The organism is Janthinobacterium sp. NKUCC06_STL, from assembly GCF_019345455.1.
In the GTDB taxonomy this organism is placed as follows: Bacteria; Pseudomonadota; Gammaproteobacteria; order Burkholderiales; family Burkholderiaceae_D; genus Janthinobacterium; species Janthinobacterium rivuli.
The window spans coordinates 201,950-224,714 of record NZ_JAHKQY010000009.1 but is presented as its reverse complement, the minus strand read 5'-3'; the positions used below and the strand labels follow the sequence as shown (position 1 = coordinate 224,714).

Sequence of the window (22,765 nt, the reverse complement as noted above, 5' to 3'; positions counted from 1 at the left end):
ACCGCATGCCTATCCCACGCCATTTCAGCGCACTCATCCTGGCCGCCGCATTCCTGCTGGGCGGTTGCGCCAGCCGCGGCCCCATCCCCACCTTCTATGATTTCGGACCGGCCGCGCCGCTGACGGCTGCGCAGCCGGCCGCGCCAGCCGTGCCCGTGCTGGTGATCGCCGACGCCAACGGTCCGTCCTGGCTGGACAGCCAGCGCATGTATTACCGCTTGCTGTACGCCGATGCGCAGCAATCGCGTCCGTACGCCTACAACCGCTGGAACACGCCGCCGCTGCAACTATTAAGCCAGCGCCTGAAAACCCGCATCGCGCAAAGCGGCGTGAAAGTGCTGTCGACCACGGACGCGGCCGCCGGCATGCCCCTGCTGCGCATCGACGTCGATGATTTTTCGCAAAACTTCGACACGCAGACGCACAGCAGTGGCCACGTGTCGCTGCGCGCCTCGGTATTCCGCGGCCACCGCCTGATCGACCAGAAAACCTTCAGCCGCAGCGGCCCGGCCGGCAGCGCCGACGCGCAAGGCGGCGCGCAGGCGCTGGCCGCGGCATCGGACGCCATCGCCGCCGACCTGCTGACCTGGCTGGGCACGCTGAATATCACGAAAGAATGACCGAGTCCGCATCCCCAGCCAGTCCGGCGGCGCCGCTGCCGCCCGTCCGTTCCTCGCCCGTGTCGCGCGCGACCCTGCTCGCCTACGTCTTCCTGATCGTGTACGCCAGCTGGTTTCCGTTCACGGGCTGGCACAGCAATGGCCTGTCGCCGCTGACGTTCCTGGAAAACACGCGCATGCCCCGTTACTGGACGGGCTTTGACGTGGGCATCAACGTGGTCGGCTACATCCCGCTGGGCGCGCTGATCGTGTATTCGCTGTTTCCCAGGATCACCGGATTCTTTGCCGTCATCGTCGCCAGCCTGTGCGGCATGTTGATTTCCGGCAGCATGGAAGCCGTGCAAACCTATTTGCCCAGCCGCGTCTCGTCGAACCTCGATTTTTACACGAATGCGGCCGGCTGCTGCATCGGTTCCATCATCGGCGCCCTGACGGCGCGCAAGCTGCTCGACCATAGCCATTTGTACCGCTTGCGCCAGCGCTGGTTTGCCCAGCACGCCAGCCAGGGCCTGGTGCTGGTAGCCCTGTGGCCGCTGGCGCAGATCTATCCGCAAGGCTATCTGTTCGGCCTGGGCCAGCTGCTGCCCATCCTGTCCGACTGGCTGTCGCGCCTGGCGGGCATGGAGATCGACCTGGCCGCGTATCTGCGCCCCGACGTGATATTGACCGTCGAGCAATATTGGCTTTCGGAAACCATCATCACGGCTTGCGGCATGACGGGCGCCGTGCTGACCTTGCTGTGCCTGCTGCGCCGTGCCGCGCCGCGCACGATATTAATGCTGGCCCTCATCGCCGCCGCCCTGACCGTGCGCTCGATGGCCAGCGCGCTGCTGTTTTCGCCGGAAAATGCTTTCGTCTGGATCACGCCGGGCGCCCAGGGCGGCTTTTTGATCGGTCTGATCATGCTGGGCGGCCTGGCGTTCGCGCCGCACGTGGCGCAGCGCCGCATCGCGACCGCCACCTTGCTGCTGAGCCTGGTGATGGTGAATACGACGCCGATCAACCCCTACTTCATGTCGACCTTGCAAGGCTGGTTTCAAGGCAAGTTCCTCAACTTCAATGGCGCGGCGCAATTCCTCGCCTTGCTGTGGCCCTTCATGGCACTGTGGTTCCTGTGCCTGCCCTCGCACCGCCTGAACCGGCAGGATGACGCGCAGCGCCAGCGTCGCGAAGACCACCCATAAGCGTTATCATGGCGCATTGATGAATCAGCGGGAGAATAGTATGAGCGACGCACCGTATTTTGAACGCCACGTTTTTTTCTGCATGAATAAACGTGAAGACGGCCGCAACAGTTGCGGCGACCATGGCGCGGAAGCGGCGCAAAAGCATTGCAAGCGCCGCATCAAGGAACTCGACATGAATGGCGCGGGCAAGATCCGCATCAACCAGGCCGGCTGCATGGACCGCTGCGAGGAAGGCCCGCTGCTGGTGATCTATCCGGAAGCGACCTGGTACACCTATGTCGACACCAGCGATATCGATGAAATCATCGATACGCACCTGGTGGGCGGCAAGATCGTCGAACGCCTGAAAATCTGAGCCGCATATTTAATTTCAACGTTTTAACTTCAAATTAAGCCTACGCCACCAGTATGAGCATCATGAACAGAAACTCGGAAAAATTTACCCTCGCCGGCCATGCAGGCAGCATGGAAGGCTTGCTCGATTTCCCGGCAGACACCCCGCGCGGCATCGCCCTCGTGGCCCATCCGCACCCGCTGTACGGCGGCACGATGGACAACAAGGTCACGCAAACCCTGGCGCGCGCGTTTGTCGCCCTCGGTTACGTGGTGGCGCGCATCAACTTCCGCGGCGTCGGTGCTTCCGAAGGCGTACACGACCATGGCGCGGGCGAGACGGACGACATGCAATTGCTGTATGAACACATGCGCGGCCTGTATCCGGGCTTGCCCGTGGCCTTGTCCGGTTTCTCGTTCGGCACCTTTGTGCAGTCGAAACTGCAGGAACGCCTGGCCGCCGCCGGCACGCCCGTCGAGCGCCTGGCGCTGATCGGCAGCGCGGCCGGCAAGTGGGCCATGGCCGATATTCCCGCCGACACCATCCTGATCCACGGCGAACTGGACGACACGATCCCCCTGTCCGCCGTCTTCGACTGGGCCCGTCCACAAGACATTCCCGTGATCGTGATCCCCGGCGCCGACCACTTTTTCCACCGCAAGCTCAATCACATCAAGAACCTCGTGATTGCGCTGTGGCATGGTGACAAACCCGCAATAGCAGCAGATGATCATTGAAGTGTGGGCTTACTAGCGCCTCCACGGCTATAATTGATCCGTTTTTTCCACGCGGCCATGTAAGTTGCAACGACATGGCCCTCAGCCTTCATCTTTTTCTCGCAGACCAGCCTCCATGAAAAAACTTTTAGCGGCACTGGCCTCCAGTGTATTTTTCTTTTCCGCCGCCTACGCCCAGAGCGTTCCAGCCCCGACCATCGCCGCCAAGTCCTGGCTGTTGCTTGACGCCACCAGCGGCCAGATCATTGCTTCGCAAGATCCGGACGCCCGCATCGAGCCGGCTTCGTTGACCAAAATCATGACGGCTTACCTGACGTTTGCCGCCATCCGCGAAAAGAAACTGGCGCTGGACCAAAAAGTGAACGTGTCCGTGCGTGCATGGAAAGTCGATTCGAGCAGCTCGAAGATGTTCATCGACCCGGCCACCCCCGTCTCGATCGACGACTTGCTGCACGGCCTGATGATTCAATCGGGTAACGACGCCGCCGTGGCGCTGGCGGAAGCCGTTGCTGGCGATGAAGGCACGTTCGTCGTGCTGATGAACCGCGAAGCCCAGCGCATGGGCCTGAAAAACACGCGTTTTGCCAATCCGCATGGCTTGCCTAGCCCCGATAACTATTCCACGGCGCAAGACTTGTCCGTGCTGGCCAAGCGCGTGATCGCAGATTACCCGGAATTCTACAAAATCGATTCCGTGAAAAGTTTTACGTACAACAAGATCACCCAGCCTAACCGCAACCGCCTGCTGTGGCTGGACCCAACCGTCGATGGCATGAAAACGGGCCACACGGAAGCGGCCGGCTATTGCATGATCGCCTCGGCACGCCGTCCGGGCGGCACCGGCGAGCGCCGCCTGATCTCCGTGGTGCTGGGCACGACGTCGGACCAGGCCCGCACGCAGGAAAGCCAGAAGCTGCTGAACTGGGGCTTCCAGAACTTCGATACGGTCAAGCTGTACTCGAAGGGCCAGGCCGTGGCCACGCCGGAAGTGTGGAAGGGCTCGAAAGGCACCGTGAAAATCGGCTTCGCACGCGATGTGCTCGTCACCGTACCAAAAGGCACGGCTGCCAAGATGAAACCGGTGCTGGAACGCAAGGACCCGCTGGTCGCGCCACTGGCTGAAAACGCGCCGGTCGGCAAACTGAAAATGATGGTTGACGACAAAGTTCTGCTGGAACTGCCTGTCGTGGCGCTGGAAACCATCAACCAGGCAACGATCTTCGGCCGCGCCTGGGATTCGATGCGCCTGTGGATGAAATAAGTCTTTAGCGTTTCCCCATGAAAAATGCCCGCAGATGCTGCGGGCATTTTTTTCGTCTGTCTCGCCGCCGCTTTCTCCGCAGCATGCTGTAGCGTAGCTGGCTATAATCGTGGCGTCACCTTCGTCTCCACCACCAGAAAGCCAGCCCATGAGCCATGTATTTCCCGCCAGCCTGCAAGCGCCGCGCAGCCGTTTGAGCAGCAACGGTCCCGAACTGTCGCGCATCGTCGCCGGCATGTGGCGCATCGGCGAGTGGAATATGTCGGCGCAGCAACGCCTGGCTTTCATAGAGCAATGCCTGGCGCTGGGCGTGTCGAGTTTCGACCATGCCGACATCTATGGCGATTACAGCGCCGAAGGGCTATTTGGCGAAGCGCTGGCCCTGCAGCCGGGCTTGCGCGACAAGATGGAACTGGTCAGCAAATGCGGCATCAAACTGCTGTCGCCGCACCGTCCCGGCCATGCCATCCAGCATTACGACACGAGCGCGGCCCACATCACCAGTTCCGTGGAACACACCTTGCGCCAGTTGCACACGGACCGCCTGGACTTGCTGCTGATCCACCGTCCCGATCCGCTGATGGATTTCGACGAGATCGCCGGCGCCTTCACTCAGCTGCAACAGACGGGCAAGGTGCTGCACTTCGGCGTGTCGAATTTCAGCCGCCATCAGTTCGAGTGCCTGCACCGGCGCTTCCCGCTGGTGACGAACCAGGTGGAATGCTCGCCGCTGCACGTGGCGCCCCTGTTCGATGAAACCTTCGACGGCTTGCAGGACGTGGGGGTGGCGCCGATGATCTGGTCGCCGCTGGCGGGCGGCCGGCTGTTCCAGGGCGGCGATGCGAATGTGGAGAACTTGCGCAATGTCATCAAGCAGATCGCGGATCAGCTGCAGCGGCCGTTTGCCAGCGTGGTGTTTGCCTGGATCATGCAACTGCCATGCCGTCCCCTGCCGCTGACGGGCACGGGCCGCATCGAAGCCGTCGGCGTAGCCGTGGAAGGCACGCAGTTTACTCTCAGCCGCAGCGACTGGTTCGCCATCCTGCGCGCCGCGCGCGGCCATGAGGTAGCCTAGTCTATCTCGTCCGGATCGTTGAAGACCTGAGGCAGCGCAATACCGCGCCAGCCCAGGTACCACGCCAGGTTGAGCAGCAGGGTGGCGGCGATGTAGACGGCGAAGAACAGCGCGAAGAAACTGGTCTTCAGCCACACCAGCAGGGCGATGGCGACGATCAGCACCAGCAGCGCAGCCAGGCTTTTCTTTTGCTTGGAGCTGGGGAAACGCAAGGTCGACACCATCAGGCTGCCCACGCCGACCAGCAGCAGCATCAGCAGATAGCTGTGCAGCATGGAATCGATGGGCGCCGGCCACGCCACCACCACGGCCGCCACGCAGGCGGCCCCGGCCGTGATCGGCATGCCGACGAAATACAGGGGATCCGTGCGTCCCACATTCACATTGAAGCGCGCCAGGCGCATGGCGCCGCAGGCAACAAAGAAGAAGCTGGCCATGCCGCCAAAGCGCAGCAGCAGCGGATCGTGCACGCCCATCTGCACAAAACCATAGCAGTACAACAGGACGGCCGGGGCGCAGCCGAAATTCATCACATCGGCGATGGAATCGAGCTGCACGCCGAACTGCGAACTGGTGTTCGTCAGGCGCGCGACATAACCGTCGAGCGCGTCAAATACCCCGGCCAGCACCAGCAAGGCGGCCGCCAGGCGGTAGGCATCGGCGTCGCCGACAGTCGCGTTATCGACGGAAATGACGATGCTGGCAAAACCGCAGGCTATCGAAAGCAAAGTCACCATGCTGGGCAAGGCGTACTTGGCGCGCTGCAGGCGCGACTTGGGCAATGTGTTCAAATTTGTGGGCAATCAAAGAAATCGGTAATGAGGCTACGCAGCGGCAAACGCTGCACTATGCTCATTCTACCCTGCGCAGCTGCGGCACCGTCTGCGCACGAGCGCGCGACATATCTTGTCATGGATGCTCTACGGCATATAAAAATGCCTTAGAATCATTTCACAGGGCAGCACGCTGGCACCCACCGCTGTCCGCCTACCTATACAGGAGTCAACTTGATTGCCTCGTCACTGCGTTGGAAATACTGGATACCCGCCCTGCTGAGCGCAGCCCTGCTGAGCGCCTGTGGCGGCGGCGATAGCGGCGGCAAGACGTCGCTGAGCACCTCGACCCAGGCCGGACAGCTGACACAGGAGCCGGGCGCTCCCGTCGTCAGCAACAATATCGCCACCGATGGTTTCAACTGGATCAATTACCGGCGCAGCCAGATCGGCCTGGCGCCATTGGTACGCAATAGCCTGATCGACAACGCGGCACTCGGCCACTCCAACTATCTGAACAGCAATAATGTGGTGGTGCACAATCAAGTTAAAGGCAAACCCGGCTTTACCGGCGAAACATTGTATGACCGCCTGACTGCGTCCAACTATGGCGTCACGTCCGTCTGGGGCGAAGTCATCGCGGGCGTGGCGACCAACTCCGGTTTCTACATGGCGGAAAACCTGATCACGGCCGTGTATCACCGCTTCCTCATCTTTGAACCTATCTTCAAGGAAGGTGGCGCCGGTGCGGCCGTCAACAACAGCGGCTATGCCTATTTCACCACCGACCTGGCCGGCAATAGCCGCTACGGCCCCGGCTTGCCGGCCGGACAGATCGTCAGCTACCCGTTCAACGGACAGACCAAGGTCGCCACCAGTTTCTCCAGCGATGAAGAAGAGCCCGATCCCGTGCCCAACCAGAACGTGGTCGGCTACCCGATCAGCGTCCATGCGAATTTCGACGCCACCCTCAGCGTGACGACCTTCACCGTGCGCCCGCGTGGCGCCAGCGCGGACCTGACGGTACGCCTGCTCAGCAAGGAGAACGATGCCATCAATACATCGCGCTCGGTGGCCGCCATCATCCCGCTGGCCCCCCTGCTGGCGGCCACCACGTACGAGGTGAGTTTCATCGGCAAAGTCAATGGCGCGAACGTCACGCGCAGCTGGTCATTCACGACGCGTTAGTCTGGCAGTGTCTGCCAAGCGGACGCAGTAGCGAGGGCAACTGGATGTAAAATAGCGGATATTGCATGAATGCAATTGACAAGTTTTGGGGCCCTCTGCACACCAGGCATGATGAAACCACACGCCACTTGCGATGATGATGCCGCCGTTGCGGCATCCGACATGGTCCGGATTCTCGATGTCGAGAACGGACTGGGCCGCATTATGGGCGACCGCATCCTGTACCTGAAAATCCTGCGCCGCTTCCTGCACGACCACGGCACCACGCCGTGCCAGATCCGCGCCGAATTCGACACGGGCAATTACGCTTCCGCACGCCTGAAGGCGCATACATTAAAAGGCGCCGCTGGCATGATCGGCGCGCGCCACGTGCACGGCCTGGCGGCCACCCTGGAGTCGGCACTGCGCGCGCAAGCGCCCGACCTGGCCCGGCAGATGCTGCAGCTGGAACTGGCCCAGGATCAATTGCTCGGCGCGGTCAGCAGCATGCTGGGCACGCCGGAGGCAACCCACACGGCGGCGCAGGACGTAGCGCCCGATCCGGCCGCACCTGCCATCCAGCTGCTGCTGGCGCGCCTGGCCAGCCACCTGCGCGAAGGCGACGGCGCGGCCATCGACATCCTGGAAAACTCGGCCAGCCTGCTGGCGGCCAGCCTGGGCGTGCACGTCTACCAGGAAGTGGCGGCGGCCGCGCATGAGTTCGATTTCGACGGCGCCCTGGCGGCGCTGCTGCGGCGCCGCTAATCTTCACGCTCAACGGTGGTATTGCGCCTCTTCCGCGTACGCCATGCCGCAACTCTTGCCGCAAAAGCGGCGCACGGCGTCGAGCGGCTTGTCGCAGTACCAGCACGCGCCTTTTGGCGGCAAGGAGGCGATCAATTCCGGCATGGCCGGCAGTGGCCGCGCCACTACCTCATCCTCGCACTCCACGACATCGGGCTGTTTGCTGTCCATGGCGCTTCCTTTCCTAGCGGCACTTCAAGGCCGCTCAGCAAGATTACGTCAGCACCGTTTGAAGCCCATGACATTTCTCAACGGCGGCCACGCTTGCCCCATCGACGCCTTAAAATTTCCAAACGACAACGTTGCCACTTCACACTACAATCAATGTTCCGTTCACTTGCGCGTCCGCCATGAAACACATCCCCCTGCTGCTCTCCTGCTTGCTGCTTAGCGCCTGCGCCACGCGCGCGCCCACCGCCTACACCCTCAATTCGGGCGCCGAACGCACGCCGGAGCAATTGGCGGTGGTGTTCGAACACGCCGACCTGACCTTGCGCATCGACCCGGCCAGCCGCAGCATCGCCGGCGATGCGCGCCTGACCTTCCTGGCGACGCAGCCGATCTCGCGCTTCGCGCTGGACCTGGACCGCAACCTGCCCGTCGATGCCATCGAAATCGACGGCAAGGCGCTGCGGCCGCAGGACTATGCCAACCCGGACGGACGCCTGAACATGACCTTGCCCGCCACCCTCGCGGCCGGCGCGCGCACCACCATCCGCATCGTCTACCACGGCGTGCCGCACGTCGCCGTGAAAGCGCCGTGGGATGGCGGCATGGTGTGGTCGAGCACGGCCGATGGCGCGCCATGGATCGCCAGCGCCGTGCAAGGCGAAGGCTGCGACCTGTTCTGGCCCTGCATCGACCATCCGATGGGCAAGGCACAGCTGATCGACCAGCACATCATCGTGCCGGCACCGCTGGTGGCGGCCGGCAACGGCATCGCGCTTGGCATGGATGAGGCCGACGGCTGGCGCACCTGGCATTGGCGCGCCAAACACCCGAGCACGTATGGCATCGCCCTCAACGTGGCGCCCTACCGCAGCCTGCAGGGCGAGTATGCGAGCCGCTACGGCAACCGCATCCCCCTGCAATTCTGGTTTCTGCCGGAAAGCGAGGCCAAGGCGGGCGCCCTGTTCGCGGAATTGCCGCCCATGCTCGATTTTTTTGAAAGCGTCATCGGCCCCTACCCGTTTGGCGATGAAAAAGTCGGTGTCGCCGAAACGCCGCACAAGGGCATGGAACACCAGACCATCAATGCCTATGGCAACAAATTCGCCAGGACCAGCTATGGCTACGACGATCTGCTGCAGCATGAGTTTGCGCATGAATGGTTCGGCAACCAGCTCACCAACAGCAACTGGGACGACATGTGGCTGCACGAAGGCTTCGGCACGTACATGCAGCCGCTGTACATGCAATATCTGCGGGGAGAACAGGAGTATTACGCTTCATTGCAGCAAATGCGCGCCGGCATCGTCAACAAGGCCCCCATGGTCTCGGGCAAGCCGAAAACCGAGGAAGAAGTGTATGACCTGAAAAAGGGCGGACCGGGCGGCGATATTTATGTGAAAGGGGCGCTGGTACTCCACACCTTGCGCGGCCTGATCGGCGACGACGCCTTCTTCCGCGCCGTGCGCCTGCTCGTCTACGGCACGGAACAGCCGCAGCCGGGCCAGTTCCAGCCGCGCTATGGCAGCACCAAGGAATTCATGGACATCGTCTACAAAGTCACGGGCAGCAACTACGACTGGTTCTTCCAGACCTATCTGTACCAGGCCGCACTGCCGGAACTGTCCGCCGTGCGTGACGGCGACACCTTGCGCCTGGTATGGAAGACGCCGGCTGACATCGCCTTTCCGATGCCGGTGGAAGTGCGTATCGGCAAGGAAATCCATACCGTTCCCATGTCGCTGGGCTTTGGCGAACTACCCCTGCCGGCTGGCGCCACGTACACGCTCGACCCGCGCTCGCGCGTGCTGCGCCAGGCCGAGCATATCGAGATGTTCCAGAAGTTCAGAGAAGAACAGGCGAAGGGGAAGAAGGGGTAACAAAACCTGGGGTCAGACCCCCTCGCACGTTAGCAATGACCTTTGTGTTAGCGGTGTTGAGGGTCTGACCCCCGGTCTTTCACGGTTCGGACTTATTTCCGAAAGCTCCTGACCGCATCATTCGCATGCGCGTCGATGACTTTGTGAATTGCCGGCTGCCCCGCATATTTCACGCGCAGCCGCTTCCACTGCCGCTGCGCCTGCCCGCACGAACTGGCCACGGCTTGCGTGATCTCGCGCTGGCGCGCCTTGTCGTTGTCATCCCATTCGCCGGCAAAATGCTCGCACATCTGGGCGTTCTCGACGAACCGTGCCACGTCCTTCGGCAACTTTTCCTGCGCACCGGCCAGCAGTGGCAGGCAACTGAACAGCAGAGCAAGCAGCAGCTTCATCGAACCTCCTTATTTGCCGATGCAGAAACGGCTGAAAATCACGCCCAGCAAATCGTCAGGCGAAAACTCGCCCGTGATGCTCGACAGCTGCACCTGCGCCAGGCGCAGTTCTTCGGCAAACAGATCCAGCGACTGGTCGTCCTGCGCCGCGTGTTCGGCGGCGATGTCCAGGTGCTTGCCGGCCGATTTCAATGCGATCAGATGGCGTTCGCGCGCCAGGTACAGCGATTCGCCCGTCTGCTGCCAGCCGGCGATGCGCAAGAGCTCGGCGCGCAAGAGATCAATGCCGATGTGCTCGTGCGCCGACAGATACACGTGGGTGGCGTCAGGCATGCTGTCGACGCCGGGCTTGTGGCCAGAGAGATCAATCTTGTTCCACACGCGCACCACGGGCACGCCTTCGGGGAAGGCGGCGACGATGGTTTCGTCGGCCAACGTGGGGCCGTGGTCGGCGTCAAGCAGGTGCAGGATCACGTCGGCCTTGCCGATCTCGCCCCAGGTGCGCTCGATGCCGATGCGCTCGACGGCGTCGATGGTATCGCCCGCGCTGCGGATGCCGGCCGTGTCGATGATGTTGAGTGGAATGCCTTCGATCTGGATGGTTTCGCTGACCTTGTCGCGCGTGGTACCGGCGATCGGCGTGACGATGGCCACGTCGGCGCCCGCCAGCGCGTTCAGCAGCGACGATTTACCCACGTTCGGCTGGCCGGCCAGCACGACATTCAAGCCTTCGCGCAGCAGCGCGCCCTGCGCCGCCTGCGCAAACACTTTATTTAACGCTTCGATGACGGCTTTCAATTGACCGCGCGCGTTCGATTTTTCCAGGAAATCGATTTCCTCTTCCGGGAAGTCGAGGGTCGCTTCAACCAGCATGCGCAGTCCCGTCACCTGTTCGACCAGCGCGTGGATGGTGTTCGAGAACGCGCCCGACAGCGATTGCGAAGCGGACTTGGCCGCCGCTTCCGTCGAGGCGTCGATCAGGTCGGCCACGGCTTCGGCTTGCGCCAGATCCAGCTTGTCATTCAAAAACGCGCGGCGCGTGAATTCGCCCGGTTCGGCCAGGCGCAAGCCGCTGTCACGGCCCGCTTCCAGCACGCGCGCCAGCAGCAGTTGCAGCACGATGGGGCCGCCATGGCCCTGCAATTCCAGCACGTCTTCGCCCGTGTACGACTGCGGGCCCTTGAAATGGATGGCGATGCCCTGGTCGATGATGGCGCCGTCGGCTTCCGTGAACGGTAAATAGGTGGCGTGGCGCGGTTTGAGTTGCTGCGCGCCAAACAGGGCCGTCATCAGCGGAGCGAGGTTTTTGCCGGAGGCGCGTACCACGCCGATGCCGCCACGGCCGGGAGCGGTGGCGATGGCGGCGATAGGGGAAGAGTCGAGTTTCATGGGGTAATTGTAATGTATTCGGGGAAGGCTGCAGGGCCGCGCTATTGTCAGCGACAAACCGGTGCACATGAAGGGGGCGCTCAGTGGAAAGCCGACAAAACCCACTTTTTTTTGACATCGGATCCAGTGGGTCCGATGTCAAAAAAAAGCCCGCGCGAGGCGGGCTTTCGATTCGCTGGCCGGACTTACTTGACGGCTGGCGCGTATTTCTTGGTGATCACCCATTGCTGGCCGATCGACAGGACGTTGTTGACGACCCAGTAAAGTACCAAGCCCGACGGGAAGAAGAAGAACATCACCGAGAATGCCAATGGCATGAACAGCATCATCTTCGCTTGCATCGGATCGGCCGGGGCCGGGTTCAGCTTGGTCGTGATGAACATCGAGATCGCGTACAGCACGGGCAGGATGCACCATGGGTCATGCTGGGCCAGGTCGGTGATCCAGCCGATCCATGGCGCGCCGCGGATTTCCACGGACGCGTTCAAGACCCAGTACAGCGCGATAAAGACGGGCATCTGGATCAGGATCGGCAGGCAGCCGCCCAGCGGATTGATCTTTTCCGTCTTGTACAGCTCCATCGTGGCCTGGTTCATCTTTTGCGGATCGCCCTTGAAGCGTTCGCGGATCGCTTGCATCTTCGGCGTGACCAGTTTCATCTTGGCCATGCTGCGGTAGCCGGCGGCCGACAGCGGGAAGAACAGCAGCTTGATCAGGATCGTGAAGGCGATGATGGTCCAGCCCCAGTTGCCCAGCACGCTGTGAATCTGTTCCATGACCCAGAACATCGGCTTGGCGATGATGGTCAGCCAACCGTAATCCTTGACCAGTTCCAGGCCAGGCGAGACGTTTTCCAGCAGGTGCGCGATTTGCGGACCAGAGTACAGCTTGCTGTCCATGCTGGCCGAGGCGCCTGGCGCCAGGGTAGGCAGGGGCAGCACATTGCCGATGGCGTACAGGTTGGTGCCGACTTTCTTCGTGAAGATGTCGCGCTTGGCGTTCTCGGGCGGAACGAAAGCCGACACGAAGAAGTGTTGCGAAATCGCAAACCAGCCGCCATTCGCCGTGGCCGGGTGCAGGCCCTTCATGGCGTTGTCGTTGCCCTTCTTCTCGTCTTCCGCAGCCGCTTTTTCGATTTTCTCGAACGTCAGCTTCTGATACTTGTCTTGCGGCGTGTACAGGGTCGGCCCCGTGAAGCTGCTGTTGAAGAACGAATCGCCGACCGGCTTGTTGCCGTCATGCGTCAGTTGCAGGTACAGCTGCGGCGTGACAGGGGCTACGCCCACGTTGGAGACGTCGTGGCGCACGTCGATGACGTAGTCGCCGCGCTTGAAGGTAAACGTCTTGGTCAGCTTGACGCCGCCTTCGACCGCTTCCATCACCAATTGAATCTGTTTGCCGTCGGCCAAAGTACGCACGCCAGGCTGCACGGTGAAACCGCTCGCGTGGGTAGGGAAAGGACCGCCGACCAGGCCCGATTGCGCCAGATAGGTGTGGTTCGCGCCTTCGTCGAACAGCACTTCGTTTTGCTTGCCATCGTCCGGCTGGCATACCTTGAACAGGCCGAAGCAGCCGCCAAACCAGCCCGGATTACCCGCGCCTTTGAATTTCAGCAATTCCAGACGCTTGACCTGGCCGCCCAGGGTGTCGATATCGACCTTGATGACGTCGGTGGTGATGGTAATCACTTCGCGCTTGAACGCGGCGGGATCGACAGCCTCACCCGGCAGGGCAGGCACGCCTGCGGCAGCCGAGGCAGCCAGAGCAGCCGTCTTGGCAGGGGTCGCAGGCGCCTTGGCGGTTTGTTCCGTGTTCGCGGAGAACATCGACGGCTTGCCGTTCGAGATCATCCATTCGTTCCAGAGAATTACCAGCGAGACGGAAAACACGATCCACAGGATGGTACGTTTATTGATATCCATTAGGGTATTTGTCAGGAGTGGTTGCAACCGCAAGCGGTCGTTGAAGATTGTTTGCCATCGGCCGGCGGCACCGGGTCGACGCCCCCTTCATTCCAGGGGTGGCAACGGCACAGGCGCTTGGCAGCCAGCAGGCTGCCCTTGGCCGTACCGTGCACGCGCAGCGCTTCCATCGCGTAATGCGAACAGCTCGGATAGAAACGGCAATTCTGTCCCAGCATGGGGCTGATCAGCAACTGATAAGCACGCAGCAGGAACAGCAGCAGGGTTTTCATGGCGCGGATGGTGGTGGCGCAGCAACAGAACGGGCCTGGGCGGCGATTTGCGCCGCGAACAGGCGGCTCAATTCCTCACGCAGCTCGGCTTTGAGCTTGGTCGTGGTGGCCGGGCCATCCTTGCTGTTGACGGCGCGCGACAAACGCACCACGCAGTCGACCGGCGGCATCGCGCTGTTGCGAAACAGCTCGCGCGTGACGCGCTTGATCGTGTTGCGGGTCGCCGCGCGCGGCGCGAAACGCTTGGCCACAACGACGCCCAGCCGCGCATGCGGCAATTGATTGTGTCGGGTGTACAGCACAAAATGCGCTGTTTTTTGCGAAGGGCGCAAACGAAAAACGGATGAAAATTCATCCGTTTTAACGATACGCCGAACGCGCGCGAAGTCGTGTGAACCTTCGCGTTGATTGCCGACTGGAGTACAGCTAGCCACGCGATCAGCTGTCAACGACAAGCCTAGACGGCCAGACGTTTGCGGCCCTTTGCGCGACGTGCGTTGAGCACATCACGGCCACCACGGGTAGCCATACGAGCGCGGAAGCCGTGCGTACGCTTGCGGCGAACGACGGAAGGTTGGTAAGTACGTTTCATGTTGGTCTCGCTAAAAACAAAAAAAATGCAAAATCGGGTCTGACGTCCCGTCAGTTTTTGGTGCCAATGACAATCGCGCACTTATGCCAAGGCACAAGCTGGCCAATCTCATCGCCCGCTTAATCCACGCTTAGTCCATATTGTCGTTCCAAATGAATAAACACGGAATACGGGCGGGGAACCCTGAATTATTCAGCATATGCCCCCCTCTTGTCAAGGATTGCCGTGATCGTCTGGAAATTTGCGCGCCGGCCCCCATCTGCTTGCAAGGCCCCGCCACAGGCCGCGCCAGCACTGCCTGTGACGGGATAACCGGGGGATAAGTCGCCTCTTATGCACACGGCGCCCCACCCCGCCACAGAAAAATAAGCGTCGTGCCTGTGGATAACTTTCTCAGTCGGGAGTAGAATAGCGCGTTACGTGTGGCGAGCCCTCGCGCGACGCCGGCCTTGCAACACGGTGAACGCAGGGCAGAATCGATACGCCCTCCCACACCTTTTCACATAGACATACATGGATAATTTCTGGCAGGCCTGTTCCGCGCAGTTGGAACTGGAGCTGACACCGCAACAATTCAGTGCGTGGATCAAACCGCTTATCCCTCTCGATTACGAAGAGGGCAAGCTGCGCATTGCTGCGCCCAATCGCTTCAAGCTCGATTGGGTCAAGACCCAGTTCGCCAGCCGCATCACTGCCCTGGCCATTCAGTACTTCGAAGCGCCGACGGAAGTGCAGTTCGTGCTCGACCCGCGCCTGGCCCTGCCGAAGAAACCCGTCACCGCCAGCACCCCGGCCAGCGATCCGAATGGCGGCGCGCCCAGCGCGCGCGCCGCGGAGCCGCAGCCCAGCGTGCCGGAACTGAGCATTGGCGCGGCGCCGCGCCGCGAGCAGAGCCGCATCAACACCGACCTGACCTTCGACAGCTTCGTGACTGGTAAGGCCAACCAATTGGCACGCGCCGCCGCCATCCAGGTGGCGAACAATCCGGGCGTGTCGTATAACCCGCTGTTCTTCTATGGCGGCGTCGGCCTCGGTAAAACCCACTTGATCCACGCCATCGGCAACCAGGTGATGGCCGACAATCCGGGTGCAAAAATTCGCTACATCCACGCGGAACAGTACGTTCGCGACGTAGTGACCGCTTACCAGCGCAAGGGTTTCGACGACTTCAAGCACTATTATCACTCGCTCGACATGCTGCTGATCGATGATATCCAGTTCTTTGGCGGCAAGAGCCGCACGCAGGAAGAGTTTTTCTATGCGTTCGAGGCATTGATTGCCGCGAAGAAACAGATCATCATCACCTCGGATACCTATCCGAAGGAAATCACGGGCATGGACGACCGCCTAATCTCGCGTTTCGACTCGGGCCTGACGGTGGCCATCGAACCGCCGGAGCTGGAAATGCGCGTGGCGATTCTGTTGAAAAAAGCCAAGCAGGAAGGCGTGACCTTCTCCGACGACGTGGCTTTCTTTGTCGCCAAGCACTTGCGCTCGAACGTGCGCGAGCTCGAAGGCGCACTGCGCAAGATCCTCGCGTATTCGCGTTTCCATGGCAAAGACATCACGATCGATATCGTCAAGGAAGCGCTGAAGGACTTGCTGTCGGTGCAGAACCGACAGATTTCCGTGGAAAACATCCAGAAAACCGTGGCCGACTTCTTCAATATCAAGGTTGCCGACATGTATTCGAAGCGCCGCCCGGCGAATATTGCCCGGCCGCGCCAGATCGCCATGTACCTGGCCAAGGAATTGACACAGAAGAGCCTGCCGGAGATCGGCGAGCTGTTCGGCGGCCGCGACCACACCACGGTGCTGCATGCCGTGCGCAAGATCGCACTGGACCGCACCAAGAACCCGGAATGCAACCATGAATTGCATGTGCTGGAGCAAACACTAAAAGGCTAAGGCCGCTTGGGCAAGACTGGCTCAAAACGTGCTTTACCCTTATCATCTGGGAGGGCGCCGCAGCCGGTCTGTCGGGGCTCCCCATGGCAACAATTGTTAAATTAATACGTTAAACGTCGTACTGTTCAACCTATACATTGAGGATAAATATGCAATTGGTCAAAACCACCCGAGATACCCTTCTCCGGCCACTGCAGATCGTGAGCGGTATTGTCGAGCGTCGGCACACTATGCCGATTCTGGCCAATATCCTCATCCGCAAAGACGGTGAAAATGTCTCCTTCCTGTCGACCGACACCGAAGTGCAGATCACCACGCACGCGGAAATCGGTTCCGGCGCGGACGTCACCGGCACCACCGTGGCCGCGCGCAAGCTGCTGGACATCCTGCGCGCCCTGCCCGAATCGGGCGACGTCACGATGACCCTGCTGAACAAGCGCCTGACCGTGCAAACGGGCAAGTCGCGTTTCGCCCTGCAAACCCTGGCGGCGGAAGAGTTTCCAACCGTGCAACAGGCGGAAAGCTACAACGCGTCCGTCACCCTGCCCCAGAAAACGCTGAAGCACCTGTTCAACATGGTGCATTTCTCGATGGCGCAGCAAGACATCCGCTACTACCTGAACGGCTTGCTGCTGGTTCTGGATGGCAATAATGTCATCGCCGTGGCCACCGACGGCCACCGTCTGGCGTTTTGCCAGGTCGCCACCGAGCAGACCTTCGCGCGCCAGGAAGTCATTATTCCGCGCAAGACCATCATCGAACTGCAGCGTCTGCTGGAAGAAAACGATGAGCCGGTGCAACTGGACATCGCCGCCAACCAGGTGAAACTGACCTTTGCCGACATCGAGCTGATCTCGAAGCTGGTGGAAGGCAAGTTCCCCGACTACACGCGCGTGATTCCAAAAGGCTACAAAAACGACTTCACCATCGGCCGCGATGAACTGCTGCGCTCGCTGCAACGTGCCGCCATCATGACCAGCGACAAGTTCAAGGGCGTGCGCTGCATCATCACCCCGGGCAGCATGAAGATCAGCTCGACCAATGCGGACCAGGAAGAAGCCGTCGAAGAGCTGGAAATCGACTACGGTGGCGACTCCGTCGACATCGGCTTCAACGTGACGTATCTGCTGGACGTGCTGAACAACCTGAAATGCGAATACGTCAACATCGCGCTCGGTGATTCGAACTCGTCCGCCCTGATCTCCATCCCGGACAATGCCGACTTCAAGTATGTCGTCATGCCGATGCGGATCTAAAGACCACAGCAGTGACGTAGGTCGGATTAGCGCAGCGTAATCCGACATGCTGAATCGCCGTCTGTCGGGTTACGCCGTTCCGGCTAACCCGACCTACGGTCATCAGCCAGCAGCCCCGAATCAATCAGCAATCGTTATTTGAGAAAGCAGTCCATGTCCGAGAATCCACAAGACACCCCGATCCAGGCCAAAACGGAAGAATACGGCGCCTCCTCCATCCAGATCCTGGAAGGCCTGGAAGCCGTGCGCAAACGCCCGGGCATGTACATTGGCGACACCTCGGACGGCACTGGCTTGCACCATCTGGTATTCGAAGTGCTGGACAACTCCATCGATGAATCGCTGGCCGGCCACTGCACGGACATCAACGTCACCATCCACAGCGACAATTCGATCTCGATCACCGACAATGGCCGCGGCGTGCCGACCGGCCTGAAAATGGACGACAAGCACGATCCGAAGCGTTCGGCGGCGGAAATCGTCATGACCGAGCTGCACGCGGGCGGCAAGTTCGACCAGAACTCGTATAAAGTATCGGGCGGTTTGCATGGCGTGGGCGTGTCCTGCGTCAATGGCCTGTCAAAATTGCTGAAACTGACCATCCGCCGCGATGGCAAAGTGCATCACATGGAATTCGTGCGCGGCGTGCCGCAAGACCGCCAGATCGTCATGGTGGGCGACATCGCCACCTCGCCGATCAAGGTCATCGGCGAGACGGACAAGCGCGGCACCGACGTGCATTTCTGGGCCGACGAAGAGATTTTCACGCACGTGGAATTCCACTACGAAATCCTGGCCAAGCGCATCCGCGAACTGTCCTTCCTGAACAATGGCGTCAAGATCAAATTGTCCGACCAGCGCACGGGCAAGGAAGAAATCTTCGCCTTCGAAGGCGGCACGCGCGGCTTCGTCGAGTACATCAACAAGGCCAAATCGGTCTTGCACCCGACCATTTTCCAGGCCACGGGCGAGCGCCTGTCGGACCAGGGAACGAACATCTCGGTCGACGTGTCGATGCAGTGGAACGATGCCTACAACGAACAGGTGCTGTGCTTTACGAATAACATCCCGCAACGCGACGGCGGCACCCACTTGACGGGTCTGCGCGCAGCGATGACGCGCGTGATCAACAAATACATCGATGAACACGAGTTCGCCAAGAAGGCGAAAGTGGAAATCAGCGGCGACGACATGCGTGAAGGCTTGACCTGCGTCTTGTCGGTAAAAGTGCCGGAACCGAAATTCTCGTCGCAGACGAAAGACAAGCTGGTGTCGTCGGAAGTGCGCGGCCCGGTGGAAGAGATCGTCGCCAAGACCCTGGCCGACTACCTGCAAGAAAAACCGAACGACGCCAAGATCATTTGCGGCAAGATCGTCGAAGCGGCACGTGCGCGCGAAGCGGCCCGCAAGGCCCGCGACCTGACCCGCCGCAAAGGCATCATGGACGGCCTGGGCCTGTCGGCCAAGCTGGCCGACTGCCAGGAAAAAGATCCCGCCCTGTGCGAACTGTACATCGTCGAGGGTGACTCGGCAGGTGGCTCGGCAAAACAGGGACGCGACCGCAAGTTCCAGGCGATTCTGCCGCTGCGCGGTAAAGTGCTGAACGTGGAAAAAGCCCGTTTCGAGAAAATGCTGTCGTCGGAGCAGATCACCACCCTGATCGCCACGCTCGGCACCTCGATCGGACCGGACGAATTCAACGTCGAAAAACTGCGCTACCACCGCATCATCATCATGACCGATGCGGACGTCGACGGCGCCCACATCCGTACCCTGCTGCTGACCCTGTTCTACCGTCAGATGCCGCAACTGGTCGAGCGCGGCCACATCTACATCGCGCAACCGCCGCTGTACAAAGTCAAAGCCGGCCGCGACGAGCGCTATCTGAAAGATGACGCCGAAGAAGCGAGCTACATGATGACGGTGGCGCTGAACACGGCCGTGCTGGTGCCGCGCACCGGCGCGGAAGGCATTTCCGGCGAAACGCTGACGGAACTGGTGCGCAAGTTCAACCTGTCGAACACCATCATGACCCGTCTGACGCGCGTCATCGACCGCGCCGCCCTGACGGCCATCATGACGGGCGTGCAGCTGGACCTGTCGACCCTGGACCTGGCGGAAACCTCCGCCCTGGCCCTGCAGACGGCCATCAACGACAGCGCCGTGCGCGTGCACGTGCGTTCCGACGATTTGTCGGAAAAACACATGCTGCGCGTCGAGCGCATGCACCACGGCAACATCAAAGTGACGGCCATCGACGCCGACTTCGTGCAAGGCCCGGACTACGCCGTGCTGAGCAGCGGCGCCGCCACCTTCGAAGGCCTGATCGGCGAAGGCGCCTTCGTGCGCCGCGGCGAAGGCGAGCGCATCAAGGAAATCGCCGTGGTCGACTTCCACCAGGCCATGCAATGGCTGCGCGACGAAGCCGAACGCACCGTCTCGAAACAGCGCTACAAAGGTCTGGGCGAAATGAACCCGGATCAACTGTGGGAAACGACGATGGACCCGACCGTACGCCGCTTGTTGAAGGTACAGATCGAAGACGCGATTGCCGCGGATCAAATCTTCACGACGCTGATGGGCGACGACGTGGAACCACGCAGGGCGTTCATCGAAAACAACGCGCTGCGGGCGGGGAATATTGACGTTTAAGCTTGTGTAGCAGGACCCATAACCTGAGATTTTGGGAACCATTCGTTGAGAAATTTATGGATTGATGCCCTTCGATAGCCAGAGTGGCTGCGCATGAAAAGGAGGCTACCTCATTGAGGTGGCCTTTTTTCATGCGCAGGATACGCGATTCTGAGGGCGTGGAGCTTGCACCGCCTGCAAAGAACTGAATGACTGTTCATCAACTAGGACATTCAATAACTACTTACGCTCCGCAGCCTGGTATGCTACATTGCTTACAAGAAACATTGCCATCCATACCTCTGTGAAAGCGCGACATGACGCCGACAATTGAATCACATCTCGAACTCGACGGGTTCGACCCGTTGCAGGAATCTTTCAGCGTTATAACATCGGAAGATCCCAACAAGCCAGTTGTTTTGAACGTCCTAAATTCTTACACCGGCTTCTTCGACCTGTTTTCCGAACTGGTCCAGAACGCGTTAGATGCAGTCCAATTAAGAGTGCGTGCTTCGCAGCCAGGATATCAGCCGCACATTTGGATAAAGATTGACATGAAGGGTCGCATGGTCCGGGTCGCCGACAATGGTGTCGGAATGGACCTGCAACAGTTTAAATATTGCTTCCGACCCAATGTCACTTTTAAACGTGGCGCGGGATTGCGAGGGAACAAGGGCGTCGGAGCCACTTACTTGGCTTACGGGTTTTCCATGGTCCGTATACAGGCGAAAAAAGATGGTACCTCGCTAGCGGCGATACTTCGCAATGGACGTCGTTGGGCCGAAGATAGCAGTGGCGTCGTTCCCCGTCCCACGCTAGAAGTGAAAACCTTCGATGTTCCTGAGCTGATTAGCGAGGACAGCGGAGCGTGCTTCGAAATTATTCTTGGCGATTCTCCTGGCGCCCGCCCGCGTGACTTGGGCTGGATTGGAGCACGAAACGCCGAACAATGGCTTCAAGTTCTGCGAATTAAGACACCATTAGGCGCTGTAAACCTCAACACTGCCCCTTTTCGACCAAAAATATCTGTCCAGGTTATTGATACTGACGGCAACCCAACTTTGACATCTTCTCATAACGTCGAGTATTTTTACCCCCATGAATTTGGCGGGAAGGTAGCGTCGCTGACCGACCTTAAACACTCCCTGGAAAAAATTCCGGGTGATACAACCACGAAGTTTGCCAAACTTTCGAACGAATTCAAGAAATTAGATTGCATGTATGAGATTTGGGATAGGGATCAGATCCTGGACGAGAAATCGGATCTCGCATCGGCGCTAGATCCTGATGAACTAATTCTGGTCGAGCGGCACAAAGTCGCAATCTACGGATCTTTTCTCTCGTCGTCCAAGCAATGGAACGATTTCAATGACAATACTCTGGGGCTGAGGAAAGGGCAAAAGATAATTTATGGCGGATTGCAACTGGCCTGCGACGGTATGGTCCAGGGCGACCCCTTGGTGATTCCACTTACAAGTACAATCGGCTATCAAGCTAACGCTCACATTATCGTCCATATGAGCGAGGGCAATCCGGATATGGGGCGGAAGGTGTTCCAGCCTGAATTAAAAAGACTTGCTGAGAAACTTGCCGTCAGGGTCGTGACAATATTCAAGCGTTACCTCCAGCATCGACGACCAGAAGCAGGTCCACCGAATGTTTCCGCCGGTCTTGCCTTGCACCAGTGGAAAAAGGCACAAGACGCCCACCGTGATAGAAAGCCTCTAAGCCTGGAGCTAAATGGCCGGAAACTTGCACTTGTATCCGAACCACAACAAGAACAGGATGTTATCGCGTTGTTCCATGAATTGCTGGGAATGGACGTGCTAAAAGGCTACAAGATCCTGGCCACGTCGCAGAGCGAAACATACGATTCGCTGTATGAATTGCATTATCCCGATAATCCGGAGTTTCGTTTCGACCGGGAGCACCGCCCCATCGGCGTCGCCGATAGATACATTGGAGAATCGACGGAACCACGAGTCCTTGAATACAAATATGATTTCGACGGATTGCTTGACGACCTAGAACAAGAGGTTAAGAGTCAATCCCATATTCACCTCGTCATATGCTGGTCCGCGTCAAGTCGATATCGTGACAAATACTATTTCAAGTCGTTACTTGTGGGTGATGAGGGATCCGAACGCTTCCACTTCGGCGCGACCCATCAGGCTTTCCCGGATTCCTCTTCGGAGTTTGCTTTCGAGGTGATCGTCCTGAAAGATCTCTTAAACTACCTCGCAGACCGTGAGGACGAAGAGGCTCGTCAAAAACAGGTCTATAAGGACGATTAATGCTGGCGCTGCCGCGCATGGGCTAACCGAAATGCAGAGGCAACAAGAATGTTGTTACTCCAGTCACCTCGGCCAACCCCGTCCATTGCCACAATATTGGCTG

21 protein-coding genes are annotated in these 22,765 nt (G+C 59.7%); 13 read left to right on the top strand and 8 right to left on the bottom strand.

Features of this window, described 5'->3' with window-relative positions:
• Positions 1-5: 5 nt before the first annotated feature.
• The 6 genes from KO539_RS23995 to KO539_RS23970 all read left to right on the top strand — a co-directional run bounded on the left by KO539_RS23995 (position 6) and on the right by KO539_RS23970 (position 5,214).
• Entirely contained in the window at positions 6-620 is a 615-nt protein-coding gene (locus KO539_RS23995) for an ABC-type transport auxiliary lipoprotein family protein (RefSeq protein ID WP_219312183.1), read from the top strand.
• The gene (locus KO539_RS23990) at positions 617-1,804 is read left to right on the top strand and encodes a VanZ family protein (protein WP_219312181.1); all 1,188 of its coding nucleotides are present in this window, start codon (positions 617-619) and stop codon (positions 1,802-1,804) included. The genes KO539_RS23995 and KO539_RS23990 overlap by 4 nt, the downstream gene beginning before the upstream one ends.
• A gap of 40 nt (positions 1,805-1,844) precedes the next feature.
• Positions 1,845-2,162: a ferredoxin gene (locus tag KO539_RS23985; RefSeq protein ID WP_034781335.1), complete on the top strand. Its 318-nt coding sequence runs from the start codon at positions 1,845-1,847 to the stop codon at positions 2,160-2,162.
• 62 nt (positions 2,163-2,224) lie between these two features.
• Positions 2,225-2,878 (top strand): alpha/beta hydrolase, encoded by a 654-nt coding sequence (locus tag KO539_RS23980; protein WP_035828394.1) that lies wholly within the window; start codon positions 2,225-2,227, stop codon positions 2,876-2,878.
• Between the two features lie 115 nt (positions 2,879-2,993).
• A complete protein-coding gene (locus tag KO539_RS23975) occupies positions 2,994-4,139 on the top strand; it encodes a D-alanyl-D-alanine carboxypeptidase family protein (protein ID WP_035822908.1) in 1,146 nt (381 codons plus the stop codon).
• A 148-nt stretch (positions 4,140-4,287) separates the two neighbouring features.
• Complete coding sequence (locus KO539_RS23970; RefSeq protein WP_219312179.1) at positions 4,288-5,214, top strand: aldo/keto reductase family oxidoreductase; 927 nt, start codon at positions 4,288-4,290, stop codon at positions 5,212-5,214.
• On the opposite strand, the gene pssA is transcribed toward KO539_RS23970, so the two are convergent.
• On the bottom strand, positions 5,211-5,951 hold the full coding sequence (gene pssA / locus KO539_RS23965) for a CDP-diacylglycerol--serine O-phosphatidyltransferase (protein WP_225243950.1): 741 nt from the start codon (positions 5,949-5,951) through the stop codon (positions 5,211-5,213). The two genes, KO539_RS23970 and pssA, sit on opposite strands and share 4 nt — an antisense overlap.
• A gap of 270 nt (positions 5,952-6,221) precedes the next feature.
• Here pssA and KO539_RS23960 point away from each other — a divergent pair, with 270 nt between their 5' ends.
• Positions 6,222-7,175 (top strand): CAP domain-containing protein, encoded by a 954-nt coding sequence (locus tag KO539_RS23960; RefSeq protein ID WP_257626423.1) that lies wholly within the window; start codon positions 6,222-6,224, stop codon positions 7,173-7,175.
• 108 nt (positions 7,176-7,283) lie between these two features.
• Positions 7,284-7,919, top strand: coding sequence for an Hpt domain-containing protein (locus KO539_RS30605; RefSeq protein WP_035822911.1), 636 nt, complete (start codon positions 7,284-7,286; stop codon positions 7,917-7,919).
• Positions 7,920-7,928: 9 nt separating this feature from the next.
• Here KO539_RS30605 and KO539_RS23950 read toward each other — a convergent pair whose 3' ends face one another.
• Positions 7,929-8,129, bottom strand: a complete 201-nt coding sequence (locus tag KO539_RS23950; protein ID WP_219312218.1) for a hypothetical protein — start codon at positions 8,127-8,129, stop codon at positions 7,929-7,931.
• Between the two features lie 179 nt (positions 8,130-8,308).
• Here KO539_RS23950 and KO539_RS23945 point away from each other — a divergent pair, with 179 nt between their 5' ends.
• On the top strand, positions 8,309-10,006 hold the full coding sequence (locus KO539_RS23945; RefSeq protein WP_219312177.1) for a M1 family metallopeptidase: 1,698 nt from the start codon (positions 8,309-8,311) through the stop codon (positions 10,004-10,006).
• Positions 10,007-10,098: 92 nt separating this feature from the next.
• Here KO539_RS23945 and KO539_RS23940 read toward each other — a convergent pair whose 3' ends face one another.
• From KO539_RS23940 to rpmH, 6 genes are all read right to left on the bottom strand, one after another.
• Positions 10,099-10,398 carry a hypothetical protein gene (locus tag KO539_RS23940; RefSeq protein WP_219312175.1) on the bottom strand — a complete coding sequence of 100 codons (300 nt, stop codon included), beginning with the start codon at positions 10,396-10,398 and terminating at the stop codon, positions 10,099-10,101.
• Between the two features lie 9 nt (positions 10,399-10,407).
• Complete coding sequence (gene mnmE, locus KO539_RS23935) at positions 10,408-11,787, bottom strand: tRNA uridine-5-carboxymethylaminomethyl(34) synthesis GTPase MnmE (protein ID WP_219312173.1); 1,380 nt, start codon at positions 11,785-11,787, stop codon at positions 10,408-10,410.
• Between the two features lie 185 nt (positions 11,788-11,972).
• Positions 11,973-13,709: a membrane protein insertase YidC gene (gene yidC, locus KO539_RS23930; RefSeq protein ID WP_219312171.1), complete on the bottom strand. Its 1,737-nt coding sequence runs from the start codon at positions 13,707-13,709 to the stop codon at positions 11,973-11,975.
• 11 nt (positions 13,710-13,720) lie between these two features.
• Positions 13,721-13,981 carry a membrane protein insertion efficiency factor YidD gene (gene yidD, locus KO539_RS23925; protein WP_034754335.1) on the bottom strand — a complete coding sequence of 87 codons (261 nt, stop codon included), beginning with the start codon at positions 13,979-13,981 and terminating at the stop codon, positions 13,721-13,723.
• Positions 13,978-14,415, bottom strand: coding sequence for a ribonuclease P protein component (gene rnpA, locus KO539_RS23920; RefSeq protein ID WP_099403828.1), 438 nt, complete (start codon positions 14,413-14,415; stop codon positions 13,978-13,980). Before rnpA ends, yidD begins: the two co-directional genes overlap by 4 nt.
• 23 nt (positions 14,416-14,438) lie before the next feature.
• A complete protein-coding gene (rpmH, locus tag KO539_RS23915; RefSeq protein WP_010401996.1) occupies positions 14,439-14,573 on the bottom strand; it encodes a 50S ribosomal protein L34 in 135 nt (44 codons plus the stop codon).
• A 513-nt stretch (positions 14,574-15,086) separates the two neighbouring features.
• Between rpmH and dnaA the strand changes: the two genes are divergently transcribed.
• The 4 genes from dnaA (at position 15,087) to KO539_RS23895 (ending at position 22,662) form a co-directional block, all read left to right on the top strand.
• The gene (gene dnaA / locus KO539_RS23910) at positions 15,087-16,481 is read left to right on the top strand and encodes a chromosomal replication initiator protein DnaA (RefSeq protein WP_034781304.1); all 1,395 of its coding nucleotides are present in this window, start codon (positions 15,087-15,089) and stop codon (positions 16,479-16,481) included.
• Between the two features lie 149 nt (positions 16,482-16,630).
• Entirely contained in the window at positions 16,631-17,737 is a 1,107-nt protein-coding gene (gene dnaN / locus KO539_RS23905; protein WP_034754341.1) for a DNA polymerase III subunit beta, read from the top strand.
• Positions 17,738-17,890: 153 nt separating this feature from the next.
• The gene (gyrB, locus tag KO539_RS23900) at positions 17,891-20,389 is read left to right on the top strand and encodes a DNA topoisomerase (ATP-hydrolyzing) subunit B (protein WP_219312169.1); all 2,499 of its coding nucleotides are present in this window, start codon (positions 17,891-17,893) and stop codon (positions 20,387-20,389) included.
• 296 nt (positions 20,390-20,685) lie between these two features.
• On the top strand, positions 20,686-22,662 hold the full coding sequence (locus KO539_RS23895; RefSeq protein WP_219312167.1) for an ATP-binding protein: 1,977 nt from the start codon (positions 20,686-20,688) through the stop codon (positions 22,660-22,662).
• Positions 22,663-22,765 lie beyond the last annotated feature (103 nt).

Excerpts from the sequence above, each read along its gene's own strand:
- KO539_RS23995 (WP_219312183.1), top strand. The coding sequence starts at position 6 with ATGCCTATCCCACGCCATTTCAGCGCACTCATCCTGGCCGCCGCATTC.
- KO539_RS23990 (WP_219312181.1), top strand. The coding sequence starts at position 617 with ATGACCGAGTCCGCATCCCCAGCCAGTCCGGCGGCGCCGCTGCCGCCC.
- KO539_RS23985 (WP_034781335.1), top strand. The coding sequence starts at position 1,845 with ATGAGCGACGCACCGTATTTTGAACGCCACGTTTTTTTCTGCATGAAT.
- KO539_RS23980 (WP_035828394.1), top strand. The coding sequence starts at position 2,225 with ATGAACAGAAACTCGGAAAAATTTACCCTCGCCGGCCATGCAGGCAGC.
- KO539_RS23975 (WP_035822908.1), top strand. The coding sequence starts at position 2,994 with ATGAAAAAACTTTTAGCGGCACTGGCCTCCAGTGTATTTTTCTTTTCC.
- KO539_RS23970 (WP_219312179.1), top strand. The coding sequence starts at position 4,288 with ATGAGCCATGTATTTCCCGCCAGCCTGCAAGCGCCGCGCAGCCGTTTG.
- pssA (WP_225243950.1), bottom strand. The coding sequence starts at position 5,951 with ATGGTGACTTTGCTTTCGATAGCCTGCGGTTTTGCCAGCATCGTCATT.
- KO539_RS30605 (WP_035822911.1), top strand. The coding sequence starts at position 7,284 with ATGATGAAACCACACGCCACTTGCGATGATGATGCCGCCGTTGCGGCA.
- KO539_RS23950 (WP_219312218.1), bottom strand. The coding sequence starts at position 8,129 with ATGGACAGCAAACAGCCCGATGTCGTGGAGTGCGAGGATGAGGTAGTG.
- KO539_RS23945 (WP_219312177.1), top strand. The coding sequence starts at position 8,309 with ATGAAACACATCCCCCTGCTGCTCTCCTGCTTGCTGCTTAGCGCCTGC.
- KO539_RS23940 (WP_219312175.1), bottom strand. The coding sequence starts at position 10,398 with ATGAAGCTGCTGCTTGCTCTGCTGTTCAGTTGCCTGCCACTGCTGGCC.
- mnmE (WP_219312173.1), bottom strand. The coding sequence starts at position 11,787 with ATGAAACTCGACTCTTCCCCTATCGCCGCCATCGCCACCGCTCCCGGC.
- yidC (WP_219312171.1), bottom strand. The coding sequence starts at position 13,709 with ATGGATATCAATAAACGTACCATCCTGTGGATCGTGTTTTCCGTCTCG.
- yidD (WP_034754335.1), bottom strand. The coding sequence starts at position 13,981 with ATGAAAACCCTGCTGCTGTTCCTGCTGCGTGCTTATCAGTTGCTGATC.
- rpmH (WP_010401996.1), bottom strand. The coding sequence starts at position 14,573 with ATGAAACGTACTTACCAACCTTCCGTCGTTCGCCGCAAGCGTACGCAC.
- dnaA (WP_034781304.1), top strand. The coding sequence starts at position 15,087 with ATGGATAATTTCTGGCAGGCCTGTTCCGCGCAGTTGGAACTGGAGCTG.
- dnaN (WP_034754341.1), top strand. The coding sequence starts at position 16,631 with ATGCAATTGGTCAAAACCACCCGAGATACCCTTCTCCGGCCACTGCAG.
- gyrB (WP_219312169.1), top strand. The coding sequence starts at position 17,891 with ATGTCCGAGAATCCACAAGACACCCCGATCCAGGCCAAAACGGAAGAA.
- KO539_RS23895 (WP_219312167.1), top strand. The coding sequence starts at position 20,686 with ATGACGCCGACAATTGAATCACATCTCGAACTCGACGGGTTCGACCCG.